Raw genomic sequence first — 13562 nt, 5'->3', positions numbered from 1 at the left:
GCCAGGTAATCATTGACGGTTACGACATGAACCCCTTTGCCGCTCATCGCATTCAAAACGACAGGCAATGTCGCGACGAGGGTTTTACCTTCTCCCGTTTTCATCTCGGCGATACGCCCCTCGTGCAGTACCATCCCTCCGATCAGCTGAACGTCAAAATGGCGCATTCCCAAAACGCGTTTGCTCGCCTCGCGGGTAATGGCGAACGAATCGATCAGAACATCGTCCAAAGTTTTCGTACCGTTTTGCACCGCTTCTTTAAGAGCGGCGAATGCCGATTTGAGCGCGTCATCGTCCATGGCGCTGAAATGAGGTTCGCGAGCGTTGATAGCCGCAACGTTTTTACGATATTTTTTGACTTCACGATCGTTTTTTGTACCGAATATTTTACCGACGAGCGATTGGAGCATTAAAAGCCTTCATTATGAACAGTATTGAAAAAGTCGCTGATTTTAACATACGAAATCTATTGTTTTGGTTAATGAGCATAGGGTACAATGGCACAAATACTCTATTCAAGGATTTTGTGTGCGTTTTCTACCCTTTTATCTCTTATTTACCCTTACCCTTTTTGCCTCTCCCAAAGATCTCAGTTCTTTTAATTCGAAATTCATCCAAACCATCATTGACGACAATAATAAAAAAATCGTCTATTACGGCGAACTTTGGGCAAGCAAACCGCAAAACGCCCTATGGGTCTATCAAAAACCGATCCAAAAAAGCGTTTATATCAATGCTCAGCAAATTACGGTAGTCGAACCGCAGATCGAACAGGTAACACTGCGTAAACTGGGAGATGAGATCGATTTTCTCGCTATTGTCAAAAAAGCCAAACCGATCGACGCCAACCGCTATTCCGCTACTGTCAACGCTCAAACCTATATTGTCGAGTTTAAAAATGATCTTCTAACGTCCATCAGCTATAAAGACGGTTTCGACAATCAAGTTTCGATCCGCTTTACCGACCCGCTACAAAACCGTCCGATCGAATCTTCACGTTTTAAAGCACTTATCCCTTCCGATTATGACGTTATAAAAGACTAAATCATTCCTTTTTTAGGGGCTTCTGCACCTATAGGAGTGTTACCGATTAGTTACTCTAAGCGTCTTATGCTTATACCGAGTAAGAATTTTTTCTTGCTACACCAGACAAGGAGAACGTCATGACGGTAAGTTCCGATTATTACAGCAGTTACTCGGCATACAATACATCCAGTTCGTCATCGTCGTCAAAAACCAAAAGCGGTTTTGAAGATATGATGACGTCACTGTCGCAGCAGATGCTGAGTTCCATGGACACCGACAGCAGCGGCTCAATCGACAAGGCTGAATTCAGTGCGGCGGCTAAAGCGCTTGCTTCACAAGATAGCTCGTCGAGTTCTACCGATACCGGCACAGCATCTTCGGCAGAAGATGTTTTTGATGCACTCGATACCAACCAAGACGGGAGCATGAGTTCCGATGAATTGCTTGCCGCTTTAAAAAATATGACCCCGCCTGAACCGCCTCAAGGAGGAGGAGAATCAATGGGTGGAATGCCTCCGCCACCGCCGAGCGATTCGACTTCCGATAGCAGCAGCTCTTCATCCAGCAGCAGCGATGTGATTTCCGCATTGGATACGAATCAAGACGGTACGGTCAGTATCGAGGAACTGCTTGCGGCACTGGGTGACAGCTCAGATGACAGCAGTTCGGAAAGTTCAGACAGTACTAGCAGCTCTTCTTCTGAAAGCACTACGACGGCTCAGAACACTAAAAATATCAGTAACGAATGGTTACAAAAAATTCTCAGCGCTTATGGAAGCACCAATTCTTCCAATTCTACCTCTTTGCTGAGTATCAGCGCCTAAGACGCCATGCCCTTTGGGCATGTTACTTTTTATTTACTTCTCCCCCGATATAATCGATTCCATGATAAATGTACTGATGATAGAAGATGATCTCGAACTGGCACAACTGCTAAAAACGCGCCTTTATAAAGACGATATCGATGTCACCGTAGCGAGTACGCCGCTCGAAGGTCTACGTGTATTTCAAAGCGAATCGTTTGATTTGCTGGTGCTGGATCTGTCTCTTCCGCAAATGGACGGGATGGAGATTTGCCGACTGATCCGGCAGGAGAGTACGATCCCGATTATCATCTCTTCGGCACGCTCCGACATACGGGACAAAATGATGGGGTTTTCACGCGGAGCGGACGATTATCTCCCCAAGCCCTACGATCCCCAAGAACTAATATTTAGAATCGATGCGATTTTACGCCGCATCCATCCCACCATGCCCAAAAAACTCTCTCCATTCGAGGTAGACGAACAACGCCACGAGATCACGAAACACGGTTCTATCCTGCGTCTCACTCCGGCAGAATACGACATTATCGCTTATATGATCGGAAAAGACCGATCCGCTATCTCGCGCGAAGAGCTTTTACTCAATATCGGTTCGATCAAATACGAAAGCAGTCTCAAAAGCATCGACGTCATCATGGGGCGAATACGCCAAAAAATAGGCGATGATCCTAAACAGCCGCGCTACATCGTCTCGGTCCGGGGAATAGGATATAAATTTGTCAATGAATAACCATTCCATTTTAAGACTTATCACCCTCTTTTTTATCTTTATTTTTATCCTGATAAACGCTCTGTTGTGGATAGCCCACCAACATTTCCTAAAAGAAAGAGAGGGTGAACAGATGAGCCGTTTCTTTCTGGCTGGGCAGCTGATACACCACTCAAACGGAAATTTCACTAACGAACTTTCTACGCTCATGATACGACAGTCTACCCTTACACCCGACCTCCTAAAATCGAAAGGGCATATCCAAGAAAGACTCCCCTTCGGAATGCTTATCGACTATAAAAGCCGAACCTATTTTGTCAATATGCCTCCGCCGAAAATGGATCCTCGTTTCAAGCCTCGACTACCTCCTCCCGATTTTAAACGTATGGAAAAAATCGTACTTGAAGATTTCAAACCGCAATCCATCCTCCCCTTTTGGATTGTCGCTATTGCGGTCGATATCCTGATTCTTCTTTTCTTCGGTTATCTTCTCCGGAAACTCTACCCTCTGCATCGCCTTAAAAATGCGATTATCGGCTACAAAGACGGCGATACCAGCCTCAATGTCCCGATTAGCGGCAAAGATGAGATTTCGCAGATTACCCATGAGTTTAATCAGGTTCTGGAAAAAATTGCCGCCATGAAAGAAGCCCGTTCGCTTTTTCTGCGTAATATTCTCCATGAGCTAAAAACACCTATTATGAAAGGCTCCCTCACGACCGACTGCCTGAACGATTCTGTCGAGCAGGAACGGCTGAAACGGATTTTCGACCGGATGGATTATCTGCTGGGCGAGTTTTCCAAGATGGAACGATTCAGCAGCGGAGAGTGGAAACTCAATCTACAAGATTACCGTTTTGTCGATATTTTGGATCATACCTGCGATATTTTGATATGTGACAAAAACAATATCACGATCAAAGGAGAGGATTCTGCACTTATGATCCGATGTGATTTCGATCTGTTTGCAATTGCGGTAAAAAATCTTCTGGACAACGCCTTCAAATATTCTAATGCCAAACCGACGGTTCTGATTCTCAGCCATAGTATCGAAATATGCAGCATCGGTGATCCTCTGCCTCAAGAGAACCGAAAGTTCGACAAACCGTTTAACCGCGCGTATGAAGACTCTTCTGCAGGGCTTGGGCTTGGGCTTTATATCACCTATTCTATATTCCAAAAACACGGCTTTAAACTCGAATACCATTACGCCAGCGGCTTGAACTGTTTTCGTATCGTATTAAACAAACGTTATACTGACACCATAACATTATAATATGGAGCCGTCTTTATGAATAAGTCACTTATTGCCACACTTTCGCTTCTATTCGGTTCCTGCGTATACGCGTCGTCCTATTCGGTATCGATCAGTGCCGATACGACCCGTTTTGATTATGCCGAAACCGACGATTACGGTGCCTTGCTCGATACTGAAAGAGCCGATTTCGGAAAGGTCAATGGAGTTACGTTAAGTCTCACTCCTCTCGAGAACGGACTCTATCTAGGTGCATCGTATGTTAGAGGCAATACCGACTATGTCGGAAGCCTGTTATATTCCTCAGATCCGTACGGTTCATATCGCGGCACAACGATGAATGAAGTGGGTGATTACACCTTCGGATACAAATCGACGGCACATCTTGACAAAAACGGCCAATGGAAAATGCCTATAATGATCGGGGTGGGTTACCGCCGATGGGTTCGTCAGTTGGGATATGATGAAGTGTATGACTGGGGCTATTACGATGTCGGTATCGGCCTGCATTATGCTTTATCTTCCACTATGTCGGTCGGTCTCGACGGCAATTACCGCAAGGCGTTTAATGCACAAATGCACGAAAATCTCAACGGCTATACGTTTGACTTGAAAAACGTACACGGATACAAAATCAGCGTACCGTTGGAACTGGCTCTCAGCGACTCACTGAGCACATTTATTTCCTATAATTACGAATACTGGAATATCGATGCATCGGATAGTGTCGGAGGGTTTTACGAACCTGACAGTGAAACGAAAAACGAGACGCTGTCACTAGGATTGAAGCTCAAGTTTTAAATTTACAGGTTAAATTGCCGCCCCTTTTAAGCAATACTATCAAATCTGCTATAATCTCTGCAATTAATTTTTGTTGCGGAGAATGAATGTCTTCGATGAAAACGCATTCACAAAAAAAGCTAATCAATCTCAAAGCTTATTTTCGTGATAATTCTCTCAACACACCTCTCCCACCTCTACACAAAGTGCCAACGGAGGGGTTTTCTTCATGAACGACTTACAATCCCAACTCCAAACGATCAAAAATCAATCAAACGGTTATACCAAATCCCCTAAAACTTTTGAAGAACAACTTCAGCTTTTAAAAGAAAAAAACCTTATCATCACCAATGAAGTCTATACCCTCAAAAAGCTCTCCCATATCAACTATTATAGATTAAGTGCTTATTTTTTGCCTTTGCAACATCCAAAAGCATTCGAATTGGACGGTATTTTTTTGGACAATATACGTTTTGAAGATGTTTTGGAACTCTATTTTTTTGATGCGGAGCTTCGTAAAACCGTCTTTAAAGCCATTGAATCGATTGAAGTCTATTTCAGAACGCAGATCGCGTATCATCATTCACTGGCTTATGGAGCATTCGGCTATCTCGATCCCGAAAACTTCAAAACATCCCCTGAGTTTTTTGACAAAGTGATGGTGGCTATTCGAGAAGAGACGAGTCGATCCAGTGAAACGTTTATCGCCCATTTCAAAGAAAAATACAACACAACCGATCTACCCGTGTGGGCAATGGTCGAAGTCGTCTCGATGAGCACCCTCTCCAAAATCTATGCAATGCTAAAAACTTCCGAACAACAAGCCGTTACGCATGCGCTCAAAGGCGTGAGTAAAGATTTGTTTCACAACTGGTTTCATGCCCTCACCGTCATACGCAACATCTGCGCCCATCACAGCCGACTGTGGAACAAGACTCTCGGCGTCAGTTTCGAAATACCGCGTAAAATCAAAGAGTTTCACCCTTTGCAGGGGGATAAAGTTTTCTTTGCCCTCAGCGTCATAGCGTATATCCTCGATGCCATCGGCGAAGAGGCTGATTTTCAAAACGACGTCAAAAACCTCGTGGCTTCCCATCCGAAAATCAATTTTAAAGCGATGGGATTTATCGAAGGGTGGGAAAAGATGAGCGTGTGGAATGAATAAAACAATTGGGAGATTCTAAATAGCTATGCAAAATGAAAATATTACAAAATTTATCGAACATTTGAAAAATAATTGGCAATTATTAGCCTTCGGTGTTTTTTTCTTTGGATATATAACTTTTGCTTTATATATGCAAATGAATGGTTTTTCTTTTGTGATACCGGATTTAAAATTTTTGATAGCTTTCGGACTAATTGTTTCACTTTTTGCTTTTCCTATTCTATTTTTATATTCACAAAATGAAAACTATTGGAAAATTACTATTGTTTTATGGATATTACTTCCACTTTTTTTCCCTAACAATGAAGAGAATTGGATTTCTTCTATTTCAACTATTATTGTTGGTGCGGGGCTTATTTATGATCTTTTAATAGTCAATGATAAAAAAATTGACAATACCATTTGGATTATTTTTATCATCATTGCACTATTTATTAATGATATTTACAGTGCTATATTTTTATTTTTTTATTCTTTGTCTTTTTACTTTTTACGACGTTTTTATTTAAAAAGGAAAATTCATGATCCATTTAATATTGTGATATTTTTACTTATTCTTTCATATTTAACTGCATTACTAACAAGCGAAAAAGGTCTTATGATAGCTAATATGGGAAAGTGTAATGCCTCATTCATATCAGATCAAAACAAATCAATACACGGTCATCTTATTTTTCAAGACAATAACACATTATATCTTTCAATAAAAAATCAAAAAATGTCATTTGATAAAACACATATAACTTCACCTATTTATTATGAAAAAACAGCATATAAAACATACAGCTTATATGAAAAAACAAAAAATCAATTCTTTAAATAAGACCTAAAAGAGCCGCTAGCAACACCGGCGGCGTAATCACCAACCCTACTTTCATATATTCGCCCCATCCAATCTTAACCCCTTTTTGCGCTAAAACATGCAGCCAAAGAAGGGTCGCGAGCGAGCCGATAGGGGTCATTTTCGGTCCGAGGTTGGAGCCGAGGATATTGGCATAGGCCAGTGCCTGATTTCCCGCTTCGGCGATGGCGATATCCATCACCATAATGGTCGGCATATTGTTCATCACCGAACTGAGGAGCGCGGAGAGAAAACCCGTCCCGATCACGGCGTAGACATTTCCCATCGTCTGCAACTGTGTAATCAATCCTGCGAGATAAGTAGTTAGTCCGCCATTTTTGAGACCGTAGACGACGACGTAGAGTCCGATACTAAACCACACCACCTGCCACGGCGCGGCTTTGATCGTCATTATCGGCTTCGTCGCTTTAAAATAGGTCGCGATGGCGAGAAATACCAATGCGCCACCGAGCGCGAACACCGATACAGGCAGATGATAATGGTCACCGATGAAATACCCGCCCATAAGCAGAGCCAAAAACCACCAGCTGAGACGAAACATCGTCATGTTTCGGATTGCGGACTCCGGAGTCGCTAATTGGGAGATATCGATACGGCTCGGAATATCATTGCGAAAATAGAGCCACAATACCGCGATAGAAGCAATGATACTGAGCAGATTCGGCAGGAACATCGTTTTAGCGTATTCCCAAAAACCGATGTGGAAATACCCTGCCGTTACGATATTGGTAAGATTGCTGATGACCAACGGATTGCTGGCACTGTCGCCGATAAATCCACCCGCCATCAAAAAGGCAAAAACAGCTATCGGGTTCATCTTAAGGTGTTTCATCTTGGCTAGAACAATTGGGGTGAGGATCAGTGCCGCGCCGTCGTTGGCAAACAATGCCGATACGAGTGCACCGAGAATGAGGATATAAACAAACATCAGATGACCGTTTCCGCCTGAAAAACGTGCCATTTTAAGAGCTGCCCACTCGAAAAAACCGATCTCATCAAGCACCATTGAAAGAAGGATGATCCCGATAAATGCCAGTGTTGCATCCCAGACGATAGAGGTGACCGTCCAAACATCGGCGATACTCACAACCCCTAATGCCACAGCAGCAATGGCCCCGATAACGGCTGTAGTACCGATCTGCAACCCGCGTGGCTGCCAAATAACAAAAATAAGTGTAACAAGAAATACTGCGATGGCTAGAAGCATATTCCACTCCAGAATCAAATTGGAAAATTATATCATAATATCAATATATCTTGATATATTATTTTTTCTATGTTACACTTTCATAAATCGGAGGTATTCTATGGATGTTTTTTTGGAAACGGTATCGGCACTCAACGATGAAACCCGTATCAGACTCCTCGCATTTTTAGATACTCACGGAGCGTTGTGCGTCTGCGACCTGCAAGAGAGTTTCGGAATGATCCAATCACGCCTCTCCCGCCATCTTAAAATCCTCAAAGACGGAGGATTTTTGAGGGTGGATCGATGCGGGACATGGGCCTATTACTCGATCCGCTCTCCGCTGGATCGTTTCCGGAGCGAAGCATTGGCCGAAATCCGCTGTCTGGGATTAGAACTCCCTCAACTCATCAAATTATCCCAAAATGAAGGTTGTTCCCTATGAAAAATGTGTTAATCCTCTGTACCGGCAACAGCTGCCGCTCCATCATGGCCGAAGCGCTGATCAATGCTAAAATGGGCGATTGCGTGTATGCTCAAAGCTCCGGAGTCCGTGCCAGCGGCACCGTCAATCCGAATGCTCAGGCACTGCTGGAAGAAAAAGGGTATTGGAGAGACTCCTACCACTCCAAAGTGATCGATACGGTTATCAATACCGCCTTCGATCTCGTCGTCACCGTCTGCGATCATGCGCACGAGACCTGTCCTATGTTTCCAAAGGCCGTTAAAACGATCCATGTCTCATTCGAAGATCCGAGCGGGAAAGCGGTAGAAGAATACGCCAAAACACTCGATCTGATCGAAGCGACGCTCTTGCCGATCATCCAAGCGGAGCTCTGCGGCTGATGTGGCAGGAATTCAGCGGGACGATCATCCTTCAGTGGCTCGGATTTTCCGGAAAACTCGGTGAGGCGCTCCATTTTTTTCTCTATGACACGATTAAAATATGGTTTTTACTCGTAACGATCATCTTCGCCGTCTCGTTTCTGCGCACCTGGTTCAACACCGAAAAAGTACGGGCCTATTTGGCGGGTAAACGGGAGTTTACGGGCAATATCCTCGCGGCACTGTTCGGAATCATCACGCCGTTTTGTACCTGCTCTGCGATCCCGCTTTTTCTGGGATTTTTGCAGGCGCGTATCCCCATCGGCGTGACGTTTAGTTTCCTCATCAGCGCTCCGCTCAACAACGAAATCGCTATTGCCATGCTATTTGGTCTTTTCGGCTGGAAGATCACGGCCATTTATATCGGATTCGGCCTCTTCGTCGCCATACTGGGAGGATGGGTCATCGGACGTTTCAACGTCGAAAAATACGTTCTGATCACCGTACCGCCTCTCTCGGGCGAGATCGAATTGCCGACGTACAGACCTTCATTCTCCGAACGTGTAAGCGAAGCATGGAACAATACCCGTGATATATTTCATAAAATCTATCTGTGGGTCATGGTCGGGGTCGGAGTCGGGGCGTGGTTTCATGGCTATGTCCCCGCTGAATTCATTGCTGCTTATGCAGGAGGGGACGCATGGTATACGGTTCCCGTCGCCGTACTGATGGGGATTCCGATGTACTCTTCCGCCGCTGGGGTGATGCCGCTGGTCGAAGTGCTGACGCAAAAAGGGATGCTATTGGGTTCAGCGCTGTCGTTTATGATGGCGGTCACTGCCCTCTCGCTGCCCGAAGCGATCATTCTCAAACAGATTCTTCATATCCGCCTGATCGCCCTCTTTTTTGCGATTATTACGGTCGGTATAATAGGGATCGGATTTATTTTTAACACCATTTTATAGGAATTAATATGAAAATTGAAATACTCGGTACAGGATGCAGCAAATGCAACGAACTGGAGATGAAAGTCAAACAGGCGGTAGCCCTGAGCGGTAAATTCGTCCAGATCGAAAAAGTCTCCGACCTCCAAAAGATTATGGGCTACGGCGTCATGAGCACACCGGGGCTGGTGATCGACGGTGCCGTCAAATCGACAGGACGGGTGCCGAGCATCGAAGAGATATCGCAACTCTTATAAACGAAGTGTTGTTATTAACACGGTAGACTTTCTGTATATCTCCTCAAAGGCAGTATATGGATCTCTCGATACCCGCCAATCGTGTCCCTCATATCCTTTTTTTATATTGGGTCATTAAAATTGCCTCGACCACGCTGGGTGAGACGGGGGCCGATATGTTTTCTATGACCTACGATATCGGCTATGGCAATACCATTTTGCTCTTCATGGGTCTGTTTCTCCTCTTTTTGTTCCTGAAACTGAAACTCAAACGGTACGAACCGACGCTATATTGGTTGACCTTTACCGCAACGGCTATCGCCGGAACCGCCATCTCCGATTTTATCGACCGCACGCTCGGGCTCGGCTATGCTTGGGGGTCATTACTGCTCGTTAGCCTCTTGGGGTTGATTCTAGGTGTGTGGTATGCAAAAGAAAAAAGCATCCGTGTCGAATGCATCACGACGACACCCTCTGAAATCTTTTATTGGTCCGCTTTTTTGATAGCCAATACCCTCGGAACGGCAGCAGGCGATTTTTTAGCCGACGATATCGGTATGGGATTCGCCCAAAGCGCTCTGCTGATCGGAATGCTTCTCGCCGGGATCGTCCTTTTGCATTATTACACACGCGTATTCAAGGTGCTGCTGTTTTGGCTCGCATTTGTTTTGACACGCCCTTTCGGTGCGACGTTCGGAGATTTGTTGACCAAAACGCATGATAAAGGGGGACTCGATCTCGGCACGATCGGATCATCCGCCGTCTTTGCCCTTATACTGATTTTCGCGGTGGCGAAAGAGATTCGACAGGAAAAAAATCTGAATCGCTTTTAATGTCCTCCCATGACTTTCTCGATCTCCGAGGGTTTGTCATGCACTCCAAAGCGGTCGATGATCGTCTTGGTCGCTTCATTCTGACCGATTACGTCGACCTCTTTACCCATCTTCCGCAGTTTTATCACCGCTTTATCCAGAGCATACACTGCAGATATATCCCAAAAATGGGCACGGGTAACATCGATGATGATGTTTCGCACCTCTTCTTTGTAATCGAAAGCATCGGCGAAGCGGTCGGCTGAGTTAAAAAAGATTTGTCCGATAAATTTATAGACACGGGTACTGCTCGTCTCTTCGTACGACTTTTCCCAATACATAAAGTGGCTGATCTTATTCGCAAAAAATAGTGAGGCGAGTAACACGCCGCTTAATACGCCCAATGCGAGGTTATGGGTGGAGACCACGACAATCACGGTCGTCAACATCACAATGTTTGTCGAAAGAGGCAGGGTTTTCAATCCCTTGATCGATCCCCAGTTAAAAGTCCCGATCGATACCATAATCATGACTGCGACCAATGCCGCCATCGGTATGATTTTGATCAAATCGCTCATAAAAACGACCATGATCAACAACAAGATTCCGGCTATCAACGTCGAGAGGCGTCCGCGTCCACCTGATTTGATGTTGATGACCGACTGTCCGATCATTCCGCATCCTGCCATACCGCCGATACATCCGGTAGCGATATTGGCGATCCCCTGCCCTTTGGCTTCGCGGTTTTTATCGCTGTCGGTATCGGTCATGTCATCCACGATCGTCGCCGTCATAAACGACTCCAGCAATCCTACGGCTGCCAATGCGGCAGAGTAAGGGAAAATAATCGAGAAGGTTTCTATATTGAACGGAACCTGAGGCCATAGGAAAATAGGCAAGGTATCGGGCAAAGAGCCCATATCTCCGACCGTTCTGACATCGATCCCCATCCAAACGACGATGGCCGTCAATACGACGATATTGACCAACGGCGAGGGGATAAGCCGACCGATTTTCGGAACATACGGAAACAGATAGATAATCCCAAGGCCAGCCGCAGTCAGAGCATACACATGCCAAGTCACATTTGTCAGTTCGGGAAGCTGCGCCATAAATATCAAAATAGCTAACGCATTCACAAATCCGATTACGACCGTACGGGAGACAAAACTCATCAAGGAACCGAGTTTCAGATATCCGGCCGCGATTTGCAACACTCCGGTCAGAATCGTCGCCGCCAGCAGATACTGCAATCCGTGCTCTTTTACCAGCGTTACCATGAGTAAAGCCATCGCACCCGTCGCCGCCGAGATCATCCCGGCACGCCCGCCGACAAACGCTATCACCGCCGCGATACAAAACGACGCGTACAAGCCCACCTTCGGATCGACACCTGCGATAATCGAAAAAGCGATCGATTCGGGAATCAGAGCCAAAGCGACGACGATACCGGCAAGAACGTCGCCGCGGATATTTCCAAACCACTCCTGTTTGGTTGACATCAATAACATCGAATCTCCTTGAAACTATCAAACACATGCAAAAAATCGGGGATTGGAAGTTTGATATGCAGAAAAAATTTCTCGCATTCTATCGGTATAAGCGTTAGAGACGGATTAACTCTCACTAAAAAGTGCTACACTACGGAGACAATTTTCCATGGGATTTACACGATGTTGCGCTCGATACATGACTCTTTGCAACCTAAAATCATCTCTCTCTTCAAACGCCAGGGGTATTCCAAAGACGATTTTTTCGCCGATGCGATCGCCGGTTTGGCTGTTGCCATCGTCGCGCTTCCGCTGGCTATGGCGATTGCCATCGCATCGAACCTTCCTCCGGAACGGGGTCTGTTCACCGCAATCGTCGCCGGATTTTTGATCTCGGCACACGGCGGCAGCCGCTATCAGATCGGCGGCCCTACCGCCGCCTTCATCGTCACCGTCGCCACAGTAGCCATGAAACACGGCTATGAAGGGCTTGTCCTCGCTACCATCATGGCAGGTCTCATTTTGATGATTATGGCTTTCGTCCGTGCGGGGGAGATGATCAAATTCATCCCCTATCCTGTCATCGTCGGATTTACCTCCGGTATCGCTTTGCTTATCGCATTTTCGCAGATACGCGATTTTTTCGGCCTCTCTATTGCAAACGTACCGCCCGATTTTATCGACAAACTTACCGTGTATATCGCCCACTTGCATGAGACCAATTTCGTCGCGATTGTCGTTGCCCTCGCTTCGATCGGCATCATCGTGGCGGCAAAACGCTACATTCCCCGTATCCCCGGTCCCATCATCGTCGTAACCCTCTCAGGACTGGCGGTTTGGGGGCTCAACCTCCCCGTAGAGACGATCGAAAGCAGATTCGGAGCTATCCCCTCAATGCTCCCTAGCCCCGTTTTACCCGAAATCAGTTTTGAAAAACTGCGCCTCTTGCTGCCCGATGCGATCACTATCGCCACCCTCGCCGCAATCGAATCGCTTCTCTCCGCCGTCGTAGCTGACGGAATGGCCGGAACACGCCATAAATCCAATGCCGAACTCCTGGGACAAGGGATCGCCAACGTCGCTTCGGGTCTGTTCGGCGGACTCCCCGCCACCGGTGCCATCGCCCGAACCGCAACCAATATCAAAGCCGGAGCCCGTACCCCTGTTGCGGGTATGATGCATGCGGTCTGGCTTTTTGTGTTCATGCTTCTGCTTGCTCCGCTCATCGTCAAAGTCCCTCTCGCCGCACTGGCTGCCATTTTGATGGTCGTTGCGTGGAATATGTCGGAGATCAAGCATGTCAAAGAGATTATGAATGCTCCCAAAAGCGACCGGATCGTTTTGCTGCTCACCTTTGCCCTGACCGTCCTCGTCGATCTGAATTTCGCGATTCAGGCGGGAATCGCCCTCGCATCGATCCTCTTCATCGATCAGATGATGAAATCGAC

Annotated in this window: 15 protein-coding genes and 1 pseudogene; 13 read left to right on the top strand and 3 right to left on the bottom strand. The window is 46.0% G+C overall.

The window, feature by feature from the left end:
• A pseudogene (locus tag Q0389_RS06290) lies at nt 1–410 on the bottom strand (preprotein translocase subunit SecA); the annotation flags it as partial.
• A gap of 118 nt (nt 411–528) precedes the next feature.
• Between Q0389_RS06290 and lolA the strand changes: the two are divergent.
• The 7 genes from lolA to Q0389_RS06255 all read left to right on the top strand — a co-directional run bounded on the left by lolA (nt 529) and on the right by Q0389_RS06255 (nt 6582).
• Nucleotides 529–1044 (top strand): LolA-like outer membrane lipoprotein chaperone, encoded by a 516-nt coding sequence (lolA, locus tag Q0389_RS06285; RefSeq protein ID WP_298692822.1) that lies wholly within the window; start codon nt 529–531, stop codon nt 1042–1044.
• A gap of 119 nt (nt 1045–1163) precedes the next feature.
• Entirely contained in the window at nt 1164–1850 is a 687-nt protein-coding gene (locus Q0389_RS06280; protein WP_298692820.1) for an EF-hand domain-containing protein, read from the top strand.
• Between the two features lie 61 nt (nt 1851–1911).
• Nucleotides 1912–2580 carry a response regulator transcription factor gene (locus Q0389_RS06275; protein WP_298692818.1) on the top strand — a complete coding sequence of 223 codons (669 nt, stop codon included), beginning with the start codon at nt 1912–1914 and terminating at the stop codon, nt 2578–2580.
• On the top strand, nt 2573–3835 hold the full coding sequence (locus Q0389_RS06270; protein WP_298692816.1) for an ArsS family sensor histidine kinase: 1263 nt from the start codon (nt 2573–2575) through the stop codon (nt 3833–3835). Before Q0389_RS06275 ends, Q0389_RS06270 begins: the two co-directional genes overlap by 8 nt.
• A gap of 15 nt (nt 3836–3850) precedes the next feature.
• A complete protein-coding gene (locus Q0389_RS06265; RefSeq protein ID WP_298692814.1) occupies nt 3851–4615 on the top strand; it encodes a hypothetical protein in 765 nt (254 codons plus the stop codon).
• Between the two features lie 208 nt (nt 4616–4823).
• Complete coding sequence (locus Q0389_RS06260; RefSeq protein ID WP_298692812.1) at nt 4824–5759, top strand: Abi family protein; 936 nt, start codon at nt 4824–4826, stop codon at nt 5757–5759.
• Nucleotides 5760–5784: 25 nt separating this feature from the next.
• On the top strand, nt 5785–6582 hold the full coding sequence (locus Q0389_RS06255; RefSeq protein ID WP_298692810.1) for a hypothetical protein: 798 nt from the start codon (nt 5785–5787) through the stop codon (nt 6580–6582).
• Here Q0389_RS06255 and Q0389_RS06250 read toward each other — a convergent pair.
• Complete coding sequence (locus tag Q0389_RS06250; protein WP_298692808.1) at nt 6575–7828, bottom strand: arsenic transporter; 1254 nt, start codon at nt 7826–7828, stop codon at nt 6575–6577. The genes Q0389_RS06255 and Q0389_RS06250 overlap by 8 nt on opposite strands.
• A 100-nt stretch (nt 7829–7928) precedes the next feature.
• On the opposite strand from Q0389_RS06250, the gene Q0389_RS06245 reads away from it, so the two are divergent.
• From Q0389_RS06245 to Q0389_RS06225, 5 genes are read left to right on the top strand one after another with little or no spacing between them, the layout of a single operon-like run.
• Entirely contained in the window at nt 7929–8252 is a 324-nt protein-coding gene (locus Q0389_RS06245) for a metalloregulator ArsR/SmtB family transcription factor (RefSeq protein ID WP_298692806.1), read from the top strand.
• Entirely contained in the window at nt 8249–8653 is a 405-nt protein-coding gene (locus Q0389_RS06240) for an arsenate reductase ArsC (protein WP_298692804.1), read from the top strand. Before Q0389_RS06245 ends, Q0389_RS06240 begins: the two co-directional genes overlap by 4 nt.
• Nucleotides 8653–9597 (top strand): permease, encoded by a 945-nt coding sequence (locus Q0389_RS06235; RefSeq protein WP_298692802.1) that lies wholly within the window; start codon nt 8653–8655, stop codon nt 9595–9597. The genes Q0389_RS06240 and Q0389_RS06235 overlap by 1 nt, the downstream gene beginning before the upstream one ends.
• An 8-nt stretch (nt 9598–9605) precedes the next feature.
• Nucleotides 9606–9833 (top strand): thioredoxin family protein, encoded by a 228-nt coding sequence (locus tag Q0389_RS06230; protein ID WP_298692800.1) that lies wholly within the window; start codon nt 9606–9608, stop codon nt 9831–9833.
• A gap of 56 nt (nt 9834–9889) precedes the next feature.
• Complete coding sequence (locus Q0389_RS06225) at nt 9890–10645, top strand: hypothetical protein (RefSeq protein WP_298692798.1); 756 nt, start codon at nt 9890–9892, stop codon at nt 10643–10645.
• Here Q0389_RS06225 and Q0389_RS06220 read toward each other — a convergent pair.
• On the bottom strand, nt 10642–12135 hold the full coding sequence (locus tag Q0389_RS06220; RefSeq protein WP_298692796.1) for a SulP family inorganic anion transporter: 1494 nt from the start codon (nt 12133–12135) through the stop codon (nt 10642–10644). The two genes, Q0389_RS06225 and Q0389_RS06220, sit on opposite strands and share 4 nt — an antisense overlap.
• Before the next feature lie 162 nt (nt 12136–12297).
• Between Q0389_RS06220 and Q0389_RS06215 the strand changes: the two genes are divergently transcribed.
• Nucleotides 12298–13562, top strand: a 1265-nt coding sequence (locus tag Q0389_RS06215; RefSeq protein ID WP_298692794.1) for a SulP family inorganic anion transporter, incomplete at its 3' end; no start/stop codon positions are given.

The sequence above is a fragment of the uncultured Sulfuricurvum sp. genome (assembly GCF_937936435.1).
Lineage (GTDB): Bacteria > Campylobacterota > Campylobacteria > Campylobacterales > Sulfurimonadaceae > Sulfuricurvum.
Note: the sequence above shows the minus strand (reverse complement) of the source record. Positions and strands in the feature narration are given on the sequence as shown.

Coding starts and splice junctions, on each gene's coding strand:
- Q0389_RS06270 (WP_298692816.1), top strand. CDS start 2,573: ATGAATAACCATTCCATTTTAAGACTTATCACCCTCTTTTTTATCTTT.
- Q0389_RS06225 (WP_298692798.1), top strand. CDS start 9,890: ATGGATCTCTCGATACCCGCCAATCGTGTCCCTCATATCCTTTTTTTA.
- Q0389_RS06255 (WP_298692810.1), top strand. CDS start 5,785: ATGCAAAATGAAAATATTACAAAATTTATCGAACATTTGAAAAATAAT.
- Q0389_RS06280 (WP_298692820.1), top strand. CDS start 1,164: ATGACGGTAAGTTCCGATTATTACAGCAGTTACTCGGCATACAATACA.
- Q0389_RS06230 (WP_298692800.1), top strand. CDS start 9,606: ATGAAAATTGAAATACTCGGTACAGGATGCAGCAAATGCAACGAACTG.
- Q0389_RS06260 (WP_298692812.1), top strand. CDS start 4,824: ATGAACGACTTACAATCCCAACTCCAAACGATCAAAAATCAATCAAAC.
- Q0389_RS06250 (WP_298692808.1), bottom strand. CDS start 7,828: ATGCTTCTAGCCATCGCAGTATTTCTTGTTACACTTATTTTTGTTATT.
- Q0389_RS06265 (WP_298692814.1), top strand. CDS start 3,851: ATGAATAAGTCACTTATTGCCACACTTTCGCTTCTATTCGGTTCCTGC.
- Q0389_RS06220 (WP_298692796.1), bottom strand. CDS start 12,135: ATGTTATTGATGTCAACCAAACAGGAGTGGTTTGGAAATATCCGCGGC.
- Q0389_RS06245 (WP_298692806.1), top strand. CDS start 7,929: ATGGATGTTTTTTTGGAAACGGTATCGGCACTCAACGATGAAACCCGT.
- Q0389_RS06240 (WP_298692804.1), top strand. CDS start 8,249: ATGAAAAATGTGTTAATCCTCTGTACCGGCAACAGCTGCCGCTCCATC.
- Q0389_RS06275 (WP_298692818.1), top strand. CDS start 1,912: ATGATAAATGTACTGATGATAGAAGATGATCTCGAACTGGCACAACTG.
- Q0389_RS06235 (WP_298692802.1), top strand. CDS start 8,653: ATGTGGCAGGAATTCAGCGGGACGATCATCCTTCAGTGGCTCGGATTT.